Source organism: Aquabacterium soli, assembly GCF_003933735.1.
GTDB classification, from domain to species: domain Bacteria; phylum Pseudomonadota; class Gammaproteobacteria; order Burkholderiales; family Burkholderiaceae_C; genus Aquabacterium; species Aquabacterium soli.
In genome coordinates this window covers 1-13,813 of sequence record NZ_RSED01000009.1, presented here as the reverse complement: position 1 = coordinate 13,813, position 13,813 = coordinate 1, and the positions used below count along the sequence as shown (strand labels likewise).

Genomic DNA, 13,813 nt, shown 5'->3' with positions numbered 1-13,813 from the left:
CTGGATGAGCTGTGTGAAGCGAGGGTGAAGTCCTCAGGTGGATGGCGCGGAAGGTGTCGCCAGCGGCCAGCGCAGGGTGACGGCCAGGCCCGGCCCGGCAGGGGCCCACACCACGTCACCACCGTGCAGCTGCATGACCTGCCGCACGATGGCCAGCCCCAGGCCCGTGCCCTTGCGCGGCGGCTCGCCCGCCACGGCCGGCCGTGGCGTGGAATAGAAGCGCTCACCCAGGCGGGCCAGCGCATAGTCCGGCACGCCGGGCCCATGGTCGCGCACGGTGAAGAGGGCCTGGGCGCCCTCGCGCCGCACAGACACCTCGATGCGGCCACCCGGCCACGAGAAATCGATGGCGTTGTCCAGCAGGTTGCTCATGGCCAGGTGCATCAGCTCGGGCTCGCCCAGCACCGCGGCCTGCTCACGCTGCTGCCATTGCAGGCTGACCTCGCGCTGTTCGGCACGCCCGCGCGCTTGTGCCAGCGCCGTCTCCACACAGGGTGCCAGGTCCACCACCGCCAGGTGCTCCAGGCGCCGCCGATGCTCCAGCTTGGACAGCTCCAGCAGGCGTTCGACCAGGCGCTGCATGCGCGCGGCCTGATCCTGCACCTGGGTGGCGAAGGCATGGCGGTCATGGGCGGGCAGGTCGTCGTGCAGCAATTCGGCCGCACCACCGATCGCGGCCAGCGGGCTCTTGAGCTCGTGCGTGAGCGCACGCACCATGTGCTCCACGTGTTCGTGGTCTTCCAGGCGGTCGCGCATGGCCTCCATCGCGCGGGCCAGATCGCCCAGTTCGCCTGACAGCTCGGGCGCTTGAACGCGCTCGCCGCCACGCTGGCCCAGCTCCACATGCTGCGCGAAATCGCGCAGCCGCCGCACCGACCACACGATCCAGGCGGTGACCAGCACCCCCACCAGCAGTGACAGGCCCAGCAGCCACAGGCCCTTGACCAGGATCTCACGCTCGGCACGGTCAATGAACTTCTGCACCGTGCTCATGGGCTTGGCCACGGTCAGCACGCCGATGAGCCTGGCGCCCTGGCGGATGGGGGCGGCCACGTAGAGCACCGAGGGCTGGCCATCCACCTCGACCTGTCGGGTGGCCCGGGCGCCGTACTGGCCCTTGAGCGTCAAGGCCACATCGCGCCAGCGCGAGTAATCCTGGCCGATGGCTACACCGCCCGGCCTGGCCCCGGTGTCCAGCACCACGCGGCCCCGCGCATCGGTGACGTAGACGCGGTAATCGAGCGACTGCTTGCTCATGCCCCAGATGCGCGCATCCACAGGCCGCTCGGCGTACTCGCGCACGCGCTGGGCAAAGTGGCCGGTCTCAAGGGTGCCGCCCGCCGGCATCGCGGCCAGGTCGTCCTCGACCAGTTCTGCCAGGATGTTGGCCGTGTCCACCAACATGTCCTCCACCACCCTGGCCACGCTGGGGCGGATCTCGGCGGCGAACACCCGCAGCACGAAGAAGGCGGCGATGCCGGTGATCAGGAAGAAGCCCAGCAGCAGACGCAGGCCGAGCTTCATGGGGCGGGCAGGCGGCTGAGGTCGATGGCGTAGCCCAGGCCGCGGTGCGTGACGATCAGCTCCACGTCGCCGCAGGCCTCGCGCAGCTTGGCGCGCAGGGTCTTGATGTGCGTGTCCACGGTGCGGTCGGCGCTGTCGGCGTCCTGGCCCCACACGGCGTCGAGCAAGGCATCGCGCGACCAGATGCGGCCGGGGGTGCGCAGCAGGATGCTCAGCAGGCCCAGCTCAAGGCGCGTCAGCGGCAGCTCCACGCCGGCATAGCGCACGCGCTGGCCGGCGTCGTCGCAGTCGAAGGCACTGGTGCCTGGCGTGACCGGCATGTGCGACAAGGCTGCGCGGCGCAGCAACGACCGCACCCGTGCGCACAACTCACGCGGGCTGAACGGCTTGGTGATGTAGTCGTCCGCGCCCAGCTCCAGGCCCAGCACACGGTCCAGCTCTTCACCGCGCGCCGTGAGCATCACGATGGGCAGGGCGCGGTTGTCGGCCGCAGGCGCCGGCTGTCCAGCGGTCGCCCCCCGGCGCAGGTCCCGGCACAGGTCCAGGCCGCTGCCATCGGGCAGGCCCACGTCCAGGATGGCCAGGGCATAGCCATGCCGGACCTGCGCCAGCCGGGCCTCGGCCTCGCGCACCAGCAGCACGTGGTCCACGGCGAAGCCTTCGCGCTCCAGTGCATAGGCCACTGTCCGCGCGATGGCGGGGTCATCCTCCAGCAGCAGCAGGCGCTGAAGGCTCATGCCGCCAGCCGTCCATCCGCGATCAGCAGGCTTTCCAGCGCCTGCTCGCGGATGCCGTAGAAAGCCTTGATGTCACGGATCTGGGCCAGCACCTCGGCGTTGTCGCGGGGGTGGGCGCGCTTGACGGCCAGGATCATCTTGTTCTTGTTGGTGTGCTCCAGCGAGATGAACTCGAACACCTGCGTGTCGTAGCCGGCCGCGTCCAGCAGCAGGGCGCGCAGGCCGTCGGTCAGCATCTCGGCCTCCTGGCCCAGGTGGATGCCGTGCTGCAGGATGGGCCGCAGCGGGTGCGGGCTCAGCAGTTGCGGGCGCACCTGCTTGTGGCAGCACGGCGAGCACAGGATGATCTCGGCGCCGGCCCGGATGCCCAGGTGGATGGCGTGGTCGGTGGCGATGTCGCAGGCGTGCAGCGCGATCATCACGTTGAGCGCGGCCGGGTGGTAATCACGCACATCGCCCTGCTCGTAGGCCATGCCCTGCAGGCCCAGGCGATCGATCACGCCGCCACACAGGGCCACCAGGTCCTGGCGCAGCTCTACGCCGGTCACGCGCGCATCGACGCCCCGCGTATGGCGCAGCCAGTCGTGCACGGCGAAGGTCAGGTAGCCCTTGCCCGAACCGAAGTCCACCACGTGCACCTCGCGGGCCTCGGCCAACGGTGAGGCCGCCAGGGCCCCGGCCAGCACCTCGACGAACTTGTTGATCTGCTTCCACTTGCGCGACATGGCCGGCACCAGGCGGCCTTGCGCATCGGTCACGCCCAGCTCTTGCAGGAACGGGCGCGAGAGCGCCAGGTAGCGCTGCTTTTCGCGGTTGTGCGCGGCGGGGGCCACCGTGCCGCCGGTTCCAGCGCCTTCAGCCTCATCGCCATGGGCCGTCTTGCCGATGCGCACGGAGCCCTTGCCCTTCTTGCTGAAGGCCAGCTGCACCTCTTCGCCCGGGGTGTGCAGGTGGGCATTGCGAAAGGCCGCCGGACCGAGCAGGCCAGGCAGCAGGGCCAGGGCCTCGTCCAGCGGCAGGTTCTTGGTGATGTCGCGAGTCTGGTAGCGCCACACCAGGCTCAGGTGGGCCTGGCCACGCAGCTCGACAGGACGGGCCAGCACGCGCTCGAGCTGCGGCTCGTCGCCGTGGTAGCCGGCCAGCATCAGTTTCTCGCAGCGCCCTTCGGCCAGCGCGCGCGACAGCAGGCCCATGAAACGGCCCAGGGCGGGGTCTGCGACATCGACAGGATCAGGAGAGGCGGCTGTGGACACGGTGCGGGGCTTTACAAGACAGGGCAAGGCGCCATTGTCCGCCACCGCCGCCTTGGCGGCCACAGCGCCTAGCGGGCCACCAGTGCGCCGTCATCGTCCAGGGTGGCCATGCCCACGCGCGCCAGTTGCTCCATCACGCGGGCGGCCAGGGCCTCGGCATCGTCGCCCACCTGGGCGCGTATGCCCCGCTGCGTCAAAAGATGCTGCTCGATCAGCGTGCGCACATCGCCCAGGTCCATGCGGCGGCGGTCCAGCAGCCTGAAAGCCACCAGGCCCTTGAGCGCGTTGTCGATGTTGCGCTTCGGGTCTTCGGCCAGCCAGCGGATGCGCGCATGCGCGATGCCCAGCGCATCATCAACCTCGGTGAAGGGCGCACCATGACCCGGGATGACCACACGGGGCGCCAATTGCGAGATCAGGTCCAGCGTGGCCTGCTGCTCGGCAAAGCCCGATTCGCCCGCCAGCTCCGGAAAGATCACGCCAAAGCCGTTGCGCCACAGCGCGTCGGCCGAAATCAGCACGCCCTCTTGGGGGTTCCACAGCATCACCATGTCGGCGTCGTGACCGTCGGCGGGTAGCACGTCCCAGTCCTGGCCGCCCAGCTCGATGCGCCCGCCGATGGCCAGCACCTCGTCATGGCTGAAACGCTCGCAGGCCTGGTCGGTGGCCTTGTAGCTCAGGCGCTCCTCGTCCCAGGCATCGACCGCGTCACGCAGGCCGGGGGGAATGACGATGCGACAGCCATGGCGGCGCTGAAGGCGCGCGTTGCCGCCTGCATGGTCGGAGTGCAAGTGGGTGTTGACGATGCGCGCCAGCGGGCGCCCATCCAGGGCCTCGTCCAGCAAGCGCTCGGTGGCCTCGCCATGCGTCACATAGCCGGTATCGACCACGGTGGGCACATCCGCCTGGGCGAAGACGATGTTGTTGGACGAGAGCCAGCCCCGCTCCAGAACCTGGATCGAGGCGGGAAGGAAGTCATGCATGGCCGCTTGGAGGCGTTGTGTGCCCTCGCCAAGCATACGGCATGGCAGCGGCCCGAGAACGGGCCAGTGCGGCTTCAGTCAGGTCAGGCAGCGGCGAGTTCGCGGCGCTTGGCAGCGCGGCGCGGGGCGGCGACGCCACCGTGGAGTTGCTCCCAGTAGCCCACAGCCTTGCCCACCCATTCCTGGTAGTGAGGATCCTGCGGCGAATAAAAAGGAATGCCACGGGCAGCGAAATCGTTGAATGCCTTGCTCAGTGCGGTCGAGCCGAGCTTGTCGGCTTGCACTTCCACAGCGTGCAGGGCCCGCACGCGTGTCATGGCTTCAGGGGCCATCAGTTCGGCATGCAGATCCTGGGAAGAGGCAATGGTGGTCATCACGAAGGCTCCGTCAGTCAAGGAACAGGGACAGCCCTGTCTTCGGAGTTCAACGCGGCAGGTTGAGCGGCGGATGACGCCAGGAAGCGGACAAAAATGCCCGCGGGCGGCACTTGTGCACACCACGGGGCACCAGCGCGCCTGCCGGCCTCGCGGCAGGAATGAAAAAGCCCGCCACCAGGGCGGGCTTTCGAACAGCGGGGCATGACCAGCCAGGCGCCCGGTGGCGCCCCCCGGATCAGGCCTTGCGGGATTGGCGACGAGCCACCACCGCCACACCCAGCAGGCCCAGGCCCAGCATGGCGGCCGTGCCGGCTTCGGGCACGGCGGTCACATTCAGGTTGGCCAGACGGAACGAGGAAGAAGCGCCTTGTGCCTGGATCAGGAAGCTTGTACCTTGCAGTCCGAGTGAACCCAGGCTGAAGGTCGTCAAGGGCGACTTGCCATCATTGAGGCTGAGGTTGTAGGTCTTGCCACCCGTGGTGATGGAAACCTTGTCGGCGCCGACACCGAACAGGCCCTTGTCCCAGGACGAGAAGCCGATGGAGCCCAGCGACACGGTCTGGTTGAAGGTCAGCAGCAGGGTGTCGGAACCCAGCACGCCACTGTTGAGATCACCGGCATCGAGCAAGCCGGTGTCCACGCCGATACCATCCCAGCGCTGTGCGACCTTGGCACCAGAGCTGTTCGACACGGCCGACAGGGCCAGACCAATACCGCCTGAATTCACCTTGACCACCGCGGAATTGGTGTCGACAAGATTGTTCAGATTCTTGGACTGATAGAAATTGAACGACACGGCGTGGGCGCCGGACGTTGCCAGGCTCAAGGCTGCAGCAGCAGCCAACAGAGACGGTTTGATGAACTTGGACATTCGGCTTTCTCCTCGCACATTGAAGGGATTTGAGGAAATTATGCCGAGGGGGGTGCATCTTCGCCCCCCGCACTTGGGGGGCGAACAAGGCATTTCAGGACAAAAATGTCCGAATACTTAAATGTTTGTATCCGAGAGGCATTGAACGCCCCCCGGTATAACCCGCGCCCTTGGGATGCTCAGACCTTGCGGCGTCGCACCACGGCCGCCACACCTGCCAGTCCAAGAACGAACATCGCGGTCGTGCTCGCTTCAGGCACGGCGGCAGTCACGTTCAGGCCGGCCAAGCGGAACGATGAAAGGTCACCCTGCGCCTGGATCACGAAGAACTGGCCCGCGGGGATCACACCCGTGAGTCCGAAGGTATCTACGAAAAAGCCGCCGTCGTTGAGCGATGCGCTCAGGGCGTAGGTCTGGCCGCCGGTGGTGATGGTCGCCTTGTCGAGGGCGCCCAACGAATTGCCCTCCCACAGCGAGAACGCCACGGAGTTCAAACTCACCGCCTGGTTGAAGGACAGCAGCAGCGCGTCGCCAGGGGTGTGCAGCAGCGAGCTGTTCAATTCATTGGGTTCCAGGAAGCCCGCGCTCAGGCCGATGCCATCCCAGCGGTACGCCACCTTGGCATCAGAGTTGGTGGACACCGGCGTGATCGTCAGGCCGATGCCATTGGCCGTGAAGTTCAGCGAGTTGGTGAGGCTGTCGACCCAGCCACCGCCATTGCTGTAGAAATCATAGGAGGCCGTGGGTGCCGCGTGCGCTCCCATGGACAGCGCCGTGGCCACAGCAAGCAGGGACGACTTGATGAACTTGGACATGTGCTTTCTCCTTGCAGCAATTCGTTTGAATTGAATCAATTATGTCGGGGTCAACCCTGGGGCTCGACCCCCTTGATTCAGGGTTTGCACGGTATCGTCTGCCCCGTTGTCCGGTTTGAAGCGAGCCAGGCCGGAAATAATGATCGCCGTTATTCGGGTTTACCCCCGACTCCTGGGTAGAACGACGGGATGGCATTCCAAACAGAAAGGCCCGGCGGGAGCCGGGCCTTCGCATCACGCGCCAGGAGCCAGGGGCTACGCCCGTTACCCGTGGCGGATCAGGTGATCAAACGCCGCCAGCGCCGCCTTGGCACCATCACCCGCCGCGATGACGATCTGCTTGAACGGCACCGTGGTGGCGTCGCCCGCGGCGAACACGCCCGGCACATTGGTGGCGCCCTTGGCGTCGACGATGATCTCGCCGAAGCGCGACAGCTCGACCGTGCCCTTGAGCCATTCGGTGTTGGGCACCAGGCCGATCTGCACGAACACGCCTTCCAGCGGCACCAGGTGCTCCACGCCGGTGGCGCGGTCCTTGTACTTCAGGCCATTGACCTTGCCCGCCTCGCCGGTGATCTCGGTGGTCTGGGCGTTGGTGTGGATGGTCACGTTGGGCAGGCTCTGGAGCTTGCTGACCAGCACGGCATCGGCCTTGAGCTGGTCGGCGAACTCGATCAGCGTCACGTGGGCGACGATGCCGGCCAGGTCGATGGCCGCCTCGACACCCGAGTTGCCGCCGCCGATCACGGCCGTGCGCTTGCCCTTGAACAGCGGGCCGTCACAGTGCGGGCAGTAGGCCACACCCTTGTTGCGGTACTCCTGCTCGCCGGGCACGTTCACATTGCGCCAGCGCGCGCCGGTGGAGATGATCACCGTCTTGCCCTTGAGCGAGCCGCCATTGGCCAGCTTGACCTCGACCAGGCCACCCGGCTGCGCCGCCGGCACGATGGCTTCGGCCCGCTGCAGGTTCATGATGTCCACGTCGTAGGCACGGGCGTGGGCTTCCAGGCCCATGGCGAACTTGGGGCCGTCGGTTTCCAGCACCGAGATGTAGTTCTCGATGGCCAGCGTGTCATTGACCTGGCCGCCGAAGCGCTCGGCCGCCACGCCGGTGCGGATGCCCTTGCGGGCGGCGTACACGGCCGCCGCGGCACCGGCCGGGCCGCCGCCGACGATCAGCACGTCATAAGGGGCCTTGGCCGAGAGTTCGGAGGCCAGGCGATCGGCCGCGCCGGTGTCCACCTTGCCCAGGATCTCTTCGATGGTCATGCGGCCCGAGCCGAAGACCTGGCCGCCCTGGTAGACCATGGGAACGGCCATCACTTCGCGCTTCTCGACCTCTTCCTGGAAGGTGCCGCCTTCGATGACGGTGGTCTTGATGCGCGGGTTGAGCACGGCCATCAGGCTGAGCGCCTGCACCACATCGGGGCAGTTGTGGCAGGTCAGGGACATGTAGACCTCGAACTCGAGGTCGCGGTCCAGGGCCTTGATCTGGTCGATGATGGATTGCTCGACCTTGGGCGGGTGGCCGCCGGTCCACAGCAGCGCCAGCACCAGCGAGGTGAACTCGTGGCCCAGCGGCAGGCCGGCAAAGCGCAGGCTGGTGTTGGTGCCTGCGCGTTGCAGCGTGAAGGACGGCTTGCGCGCGTCCTGGCCGTCGGTGCGCAGGGTGATCTTGTCGCTGCGCAGGCCGACGATGGTCTGCAGCAGCTCGAGCGTGTCGCGGGAGCTCTCAGAGTCGCTCAGCGAAGCCACGATTTCGAAGGGTTGCGTCACGCGCTCCAGGTAGGCGCCGAGTTGGGCCTTGAGGGTGTCGTCCAGCATGGTGTGCATCCTTTCTTCTAGAAGATGTGCTTCTTTTCAAGCGACTTTGGCAGCTGGCCTCCCGGGGTGCGATGGAAGGCCTGCGAGGGGCTGAGGCGAGGCTGCCCGGCAGGCCTCGTGGGCCCGCAGGGACAACCCCTTGGGGGTCGTGATGTCGAGGTGGAGCCTCAGCACCGGGGGTTCAATGGATCGAACAGGTGTCGATCAGATCTTGCCGACCAGGTCCAGCGAAGGCGTCAGGGTCTTGGCGCCTTCCTTCCACTTGGCGGGGCAAACCTGGCCGGGGTTGGCGGCGGTGAACTGGGCAGCCTTGAGCTTGCGCACGGTTTCCGACACGTCACGGGCGATCTCGTTGCTGTGGATTTCAGCGGTCTTGATCTGGCCTTCGGGGTTGATGATGAAGGTGCCGCGCAGTGCCAGGCCTTCTTCAGGGATGTGCACGCCGAAGGCGTTGGTCAGCTGGTGCGTGGGGTCGCCGACCAGGGGGAACTTGGCCTTGCCGACAGCGTCGGAGGTCTCGTGCCACACCTTGTGCGAGAAGTGCGTGTCGGTGGTGACGATGTAGACCTCGGCGCCAGCCTTCTGGAACTCTTCGTAGCTGTTGGCGGCGTCTTCGATCTCGGTCGGGCAGTTGAAGGTGAAGGCGGCCGGCATGAAGATCAGGACGGACCACTTGCCCTTGAGGCTTTCGTTGGTGACGGTGATGAATTCACCCTTGCCGCCGCGGTTCACGAAGGCTTCGGTCTTGAACGGCTGGACTTGCGTGTTGATCAGGCTCATGGCTTGTTTTCCTGTTGGTGGTGTGAAGAAGTGATGGATGAATCTTAGGCCAGCGCATGCCATATGGCGAATTGATTGAACAAATTCGCCTGATTGGGAATCGCTATGTCCTGGCCCTGCGCCGGCGTCTTTGGGGGCAAAACAGGACAAATTCCGGGGAAATCCGGACGGATGACCGCATGGACCAGCATAGCGCCCGGTGTGCGACGGGATGGTGAACCCTGTTTCGACACGGATGCCGCCAGGGACTTGAAGCCGGGCGAGTCTCAGCCGCGGACCAGGCGCTGCACGTCCACGAAGGGGCCGGCGCGGAGATCGCTGTCCAGGGGGGCCCAACCTTCGGGATCGGCCGTGATGTCCGCCAGCAGGTCGTGCGGCACGTCCAGGTTTTCCAGAGGCCGCCCCTGGCGGTCGAGCACGGTGACGATGAGGCTCTGCGCGGACACCTCGCTCAGGCGCAACTCCGCGCCCAAGGGCAGCGGCGGCGCCTGCATGTCGCGCATCAGCAGCAGCTTGAGTTTTTCCAGGGTGACGTCGTCCAGGCCGGCATCGGCGGCCAGCAGTTTTTCGCGCAGCGCGCGCCAGCCGAACACGACGCGCTCGGTGCCACGGGCATTCGGGCCTTGCACCTGCCGCAGGGCGTCCAGAGCGCCGGGCTCCAGCGTCTGCCAGGCGCCGAGCTGTTCATGCGGAAAGGCCGCCACCCACAAGCCACGCGCGATCTCCGCGTAAGTCAGCCGGGGCTCGGCCCGCACCAGGGCCTGGCAATGCGGGCACTCCACCTGTTGGAGGGTGTCCTGGAGGATGGCCTGGCGCAAGCCCGTGTCATGGTCGGCATCGATGTGCCGATGTGCCTGCACGACCACCGATGGCCCGCATTGCGGACAGTCCAGCTGGACCGGATCGGGGCCGCCCGGCGGCGTGCTCACAGCACGCCTGAAGGGATGGGCCGCACCGGTGCGTAACCACCGGCGCTGATGCCGCCCAGGTGGTCGACCAAGCCGGCATGGCGCGGGTCATCTGGTTTGACGATGAACATGGCCTCGCCCAGGATCTCGCCCGGCGCTTCGGCCCGGAGCCGCAGTTCGAGGGTGCCGTCCTCGCGCATGTGGGCCGAGCCCACATAGGGCTGCTCGGGCTGCTCAGGCGGCGCGGGCGGCATGTGCACGGGGCGGGGTGGAATGCCAGAGGGGGTGTTGCTCATGGATGATCTCGAGTGTCGTGATGGTGTCGTCAGACACCCCAAGGGTTGCTTTGCCAGAATTTCAGCATGTTCGGCCACTTGGCGCTGTGGCCGCCGAAGTGCAGCGCGAAGCTTTCCGCGAAGGATTCCGAGCGGGCGCCATCGTCCCCCGTCTGGTTGCCTGTCGGACTTTCGACGTTGGTCATGAAGTAATCGTCACGCCCCGGGGTCAGCCCCTTGGGGGGCGCCTCGGCCAGGTCCCGGGTGCGGGCCGCGACAAAGCGCGGGTCATGGCGCTTGCTGCCGCCACCGGCCGCGTCGAAGGCATGGCCGGCCTCGTGGCCCAACAGGTCAGGCGTGCCGTGGGGGACCGGGCCTTCGCCCTCCCCGGGCACCTTGCGCTGGCCGTTGCCGTCGTCCATGGTGCCGACGATGACGGTCTTCTTGCTGCCCATGTAGCACCCCGGCACCTCGTCCCAGGTCCGGTCGCCCCATCCACGAGGGTTGACGTCGGCCAGCTCGGGCACCATGTCGGTGACCGGGCCGCGGCAAATGCCGGTGACCACGCCCGCGTCGTTGAGGGCCTCGAGTGCCTTGGGTGACATGCGCTTCATCTGGTCGGCCACGCACTGGATGTCCTCGATGGAGGCGGTGCCGCGGGCGCGCACGCTCTTGCCGATGGCGTGGGCGTGTTCTTCGGTGACACCCTTGTCGCCCATCAGCACCCGCTTGACACGGGCCGATCGCAAGGCGTCGGGCTCGTCCAGGCCTTCGCCGGTGAACTTGTGGGCCGACTGCGCCATCTCGACGGCCGTCTCGGCGTCGCAGTTCTCCTCGACCAGAAGCTTGTGCGCCATGTTGGCCACGCGGGCGACATCATCCTTGGCGATGCCCTTGTCTTCCAGCTTCTTCGTGAGCACCGGCAATTGCGCGGCGGCCTTGCCCAGCTTGTCGGCCAGCGCCTTGGCCTGGGCACATTGCCCGGCCAGCGGGGCCAGGGCCACCTTGGCACGGTGCCAGCCGCCCTGCACGTGGGCGCCCAGGTTGTCTGCGCCCAGCAGGCCCAGGTCGATCTGGGTGGTCTCGGCGTGGATGGCCTGCGCCTGCGGATGCGCCTTGAGGGCCTTGAGCTGGGTGTCGATCTGCTTGTACTGCCGCTGGTAGTCGTCGTACTCGGCGAGTGACTTGCCCGCCACGCGTTCGGCCTGCTTCAGTTCGGTGACGATGTCCTCGAGCAGGGCCGGGTCTGCAGCCTCGCCGGTGGTCAGCAGCCCACGGGCCTGGTTGACAACGCCTTCGAACTGCGCCGACAGGGCCGCGAAGGCCTTGGCATGCTGGGGATGGGACTTGAGCTGGCGCAGCAAGGTGGCCGCCTGGCCGTGCGCCGTGCGGACCACGTCCAGCTTCTCAAGCGTGGCGATGCGCTTGGTGGCGTCGTCGCAGACCCAGTAGGCCTCGGTGGCCTTGGCATCGGCCTCGTCCAGGCGGCCGGCCTGCAGCGCAGCGCGGGCGTCCCGCACCAGGACCTGGGCGCGGGTCAGCTCGGGCAGCAAGGTCGAGCGGGTGCCGGCCGACGCGCGGCCCAGGGCGCGCTGCAGCGCGGCCGTGGGTTGCTCGGCCCAGTCGGCCTGGTGCTGGCGGACCTCGGCGATGCGGTCGCGGACCTTGGCCAGCTCCTGCTGCAGGCGTGCGCCACCTTCGCCGATCTGCATCAGCCGGCTGGCGCGGGCAGCAGAATCGGGCAGGGTGTCCAGCGTGGCCATGTGCGCACGCAGCGTCGTGGCCAGGCGGTCCAGCGGCACCTTCAGCGCGTCGACCGACAGGGCGTTGATGTCCTGGCCCAGGGTGTCGAGGCTCCGCTGGATCTTCTGGCGGGCCTGCGCCAGCTTCTGATCGGCATCGGAAGGGGGTGAGGGCTGGTCGGCAGGCGGTCCGCCGGTGGCGGTACCGGATGCGGCGGACTTTTTCTTGAGCAACAACTTGCCCACGAGGGAACGTGGATGAGGCACGGCAGGTACGGGAAGGAGTTCAGGGGAAGGGCTTGAGGGGCACGATCTGCCCGGGTTCGACAGGTGCGGACTCAGGCCGGCAAGGCCTTGTGCAGTTGCGCGAGCACCTTGAGCAGCGGGGTCCGGATGTCAGAGGCGAACTCCGACACGTCCAGCACCACGTCGTCCTTGTCGAGGTAGCGCACCAGTTCGGCCACCTGCTGAGAGGTGCGCGGCTCGGCCGGGAGGTTCTTCACCACGGCGCTGATCTCCATCACGGCCTTGGCCGATTCCGGATCCTTGAGCTCGGCGATGTCCTTGGCCACGCCCTTGAGGATGCCCACAGCATCGTTGCGCACCTTGGCCCACAGCTGGAGCAGATCCCCTGCGGCGGGCTTGGTGGCCGCGGTGGGGGCCGCCTCGGGGGTCGTCGCGCTGTCTTCATCATCCTGGTCCAGCGTCTGGCCGGCTTCGTCGACCAGCAGCACCTTGCCGATCTTGAAACCGCACTTGCGGATGGGGATGCGGATGCGCTTGACCAGGCCGCCGTATTTTTTCTCGACCACCAGCTTGAGCAGCATCCCGTCCAGCGACAGCAGGCCGAAGGCGCCCGTCTTGATGCCGACATCCTTGACCAGCTTGGCGGTCATCGATCGGCCGTTCGTCCTGGGGTGCACGGCCAGGTGGGGGTCGTCCTTGTTGTTGTCCAGGTAGGCGAAGAAGACCTGGCGCGCCGGATCCGCCTTGCACAGCTTGAGCTGCTTGAGCAGGCGGTCCGGGTCCAGCAGGGCGTTGGCGGGTTCGTCCTCGCCCTCTTCCTCGTCCGACTCGCTCTCTTTGGGCAGGGCCTTGAGCGCGGTGACAAGCTCCTGCTCCAGCGCATCGAGCCCTGCGCCCACGGCCTTGGCATAGGCCAGCGCCTCCTTGGCGATCAGCGTGCAGGCATCCTTGCGGGGCTTGGCCGCATCCTTGGCCTTGGCGGCCTTGTCGGCAGCGCTGGCCAGGGCAGTGGCCTCGAGCTTGAGCGGCGAGGCCTTGGCCCGGTAGAGCTTGTCCAGGGCCTCATGCAGGGCCTTGAGCTTGGACGGGTCCTTGCCCGCGGCCTTGCTCCAGCCCTCGGCCAGTTTGGGCCAGTCCACGGCCTCGTGCTTCTTCTGAAAGGCCTTGAGGGTGTCGTCCAGCCCGGCGCCATCGAGCGCGCCTTTCTTCTTGTCCCAGAAGCTCTTGGTGAGTTCGGCTGGCAGGTCGATGATCGGCATGGCGGGGCTCTTGAGTGGCGGTGGCGCAAGGCGTTGAAAATACCATGCAGATCACGCCTGGGCACACTTGGAGCATCCCCCTAAGAAGTGGGATGCGCCACACCCCCGGAACCGCCTGATCGGTAGCCTGCCCCGCGATGCGGAAACGCCCTGTGTTTGCAGCGCTTTTGTCTGGGCGGCCTTGCCCCGGCTTTTCATGCGTTCTGTAGGGCAAATTCC

13 protein-coding genes are annotated in these 13,813 nt (G+C 67.0%); all 13 read right to left on the bottom strand.

The features are described 5' to 3' along the window. Window positions 1–33: 33 nt before the first annotated feature. The 13 genes from creC to EIP75_RS12635 all read right to left on the bottom strand — a co-directional run bounded on the left by creC (window position 34) and on the right by EIP75_RS12635 (window position 13,594). Window positions 34–1,524, bottom strand: coding sequence for a two-component system sensor histidine kinase CreC (gene creC, locus EIP75_RS12695; protein ID WP_125243655.1), 1,491 nt, complete (start codon window positions 1,522–1,524; stop codon window positions 34–36). After that, window positions 1,521–2,261 (bottom strand): winged helix-turn-helix domain-containing protein, encoded by a 741-nt coding sequence (locus EIP75_RS12690; protein ID WP_125243654.1) that lies wholly within the window; start codon window positions 2,259–2,261, stop codon window positions 1,521–1,523. Before EIP75_RS12690 ends, creC begins: the two co-directional genes overlap by 4 nt. Next, window positions 2,258–3,514: a class I SAM-dependent methyltransferase gene (locus tag EIP75_RS12685; RefSeq protein WP_233584842.1), complete on the bottom strand. Its 1,257-nt coding sequence runs from the start codon at window positions 3,512–3,514 to the stop codon at window positions 2,258–2,260. Before EIP75_RS12685 ends, EIP75_RS12690 begins: the two co-directional genes overlap by 4 nt. A 68-nt stretch (window positions 3,515–3,582) precedes the next feature. Next, entirely contained in the window at window positions 3,583–4,497 is a 915-nt protein-coding gene (locus EIP75_RS12680; RefSeq protein WP_125243653.1) for an MBL fold metallo-hydrolase, read from the bottom strand. 83 nt (window positions 4,498–4,580) lie between these two features. Next, entirely contained in the window at window positions 4,581–4,871 is a 291-nt protein-coding gene (locus EIP75_RS12675) for a hypothetical protein (RefSeq protein WP_125243652.1), read from the bottom strand. A gap of 238 nt (window positions 4,872–5,109) precedes the next feature. Beyond that, window positions 5,110–5,745, bottom strand: coding sequence for a PEP-CTERM sorting domain-containing protein (locus tag EIP75_RS12670; protein ID WP_158622837.1), 636 nt, complete (start codon window positions 5,743–5,745; stop codon window positions 5,110–5,112). A 179-nt stretch (window positions 5,746–5,924) separates the two neighbouring features. After that, window positions 5,925–6,560 carry a PEP-CTERM sorting domain-containing protein gene (locus EIP75_RS12665; RefSeq protein WP_125243650.1) on the bottom strand — a complete coding sequence of 212 codons (636 nt, stop codon included), beginning with the start codon at window positions 6,558–6,560 and terminating at the stop codon, window positions 5,925–5,927. Window positions 6,561–6,824: 264 nt separating this feature from the next. Further along, window positions 6,825–8,384 (bottom strand): alkyl hydroperoxide reductase subunit F, encoded by a 1,560-nt coding sequence (gene ahpF, locus EIP75_RS12660; protein ID WP_125243649.1) that lies wholly within the window; start codon window positions 8,382–8,384, stop codon window positions 6,825–6,827. A 204-nt stretch (window positions 8,385–8,588) separates the two neighbouring features. After that, the gene (gene ahpC / locus EIP75_RS12655) at window positions 8,589–9,164 is read right to left on the bottom strand and encodes an alkyl hydroperoxide reductase subunit C (protein WP_125243648.1); all 576 of its coding nucleotides are present in this window, start codon (window positions 9,162–9,164) and stop codon (window positions 8,589–8,591) included. A 266-nt stretch (window positions 9,165–9,430) separates the two neighbouring features. Continuing rightward, window positions 9,431–10,093, bottom strand: a complete 663-nt coding sequence (locus tag EIP75_RS12650; protein WP_125243647.1) for a CpXC domain-containing protein — start codon at window positions 10,091–10,093, stop codon at window positions 9,431–9,433. Beyond that, the gene (locus EIP75_RS12645) at window positions 10,090–10,368 is read right to left on the bottom strand and encodes a hypothetical protein (protein ID WP_125243646.1); all 279 of its coding nucleotides are present in this window, start codon (window positions 10,366–10,368) and stop codon (window positions 10,090–10,092) included. The genes EIP75_RS12650 and EIP75_RS12645 overlap by 4 nt, the downstream gene beginning before the upstream one ends. Before the next feature lie 29 nt (window positions 10,369–10,397). Further along, window positions 10,398–12,335 carry a hypothetical protein gene (locus EIP75_RS12640; RefSeq protein WP_125243645.1) on the bottom strand — a complete coding sequence of 646 codons (1,938 nt, stop codon included), beginning with the start codon at window positions 12,333–12,335 and terminating at the stop codon, window positions 10,398–10,400. Between the two features lie 92 nt (window positions 12,336–12,427). Then, window positions 12,428–13,594, bottom strand: a complete 1,167-nt coding sequence (locus EIP75_RS12635) for a hypothetical protein (protein ID WP_125243644.1) — start codon at window positions 13,592–13,594, stop codon at window positions 12,428–12,430. Between the last annotated feature and the right edge of the window lie 219 nt (window positions 13,595–13,813).

Bases quoted from the DNA above. Each gene is read 5' to 3' on its own strand.
- creC (WP_125243655.1), bottom strand. From the start codon at position 1,524: ATGAAGCTCGGCCTGCGTCTGCTGCTGGGCTTCTTCCTGATCACCGGC.
- EIP75_RS12690 (WP_125243654.1), bottom strand. From the start codon at position 2,261: ATGAGCCTTCAGCGCCTGCTGCTGCTGGAGGATGACCCCGCCATCGCG.
- EIP75_RS12680 (WP_125243653.1), bottom strand. From the start codon at position 4,497: ATGCATGACTTCCTTCCCGCCTCGATCCAGGTTCTGGAGCGGGGCTGG.
- EIP75_RS12675 (WP_125243652.1), bottom strand. From the start codon at position 4,871: ATGACCACCATTGCCTCTTCCCAGGATCTGCATGCCGAACTGATGGCC.
- EIP75_RS12670 (WP_158622837.1), bottom strand. From the start codon at position 5,745: ATGTCCAAGTTCATCAAACCGTCTCTGTTGGCTGCTGCTGCAGCCTTG.
- EIP75_RS12665 (WP_125243650.1), bottom strand. From the start codon at position 6,560: ATGTCCAAGTTCATCAAGTCGTCCCTGCTTGCTGTGGCCACGGCGCTG.
- ahpF (WP_125243649.1), bottom strand. From the start codon at position 8,384: ATGCTGGACGACACCCTCAAGGCCCAACTCGGCGCCTACCTGGAGCGC.
- ahpC (WP_125243648.1), bottom strand. From the start codon at position 9,164: ATGAGCCTGATCAACACGCAAGTCCAGCCGTTCAAGACCGAAGCCTTC.
- EIP75_RS12645 (WP_125243646.1), bottom strand. From the start codon at position 10,368: ATGAGCAACACCCCCTCTGGCATTCCACCCCGCCCCGTGCACATGCCG.
- EIP75_RS12635 (WP_125243644.1), bottom strand. From the start codon at position 13,594: ATGCCGATCATCGACCTGCCAGCCGAACTCACCAAGAGCTTCTGGGAC.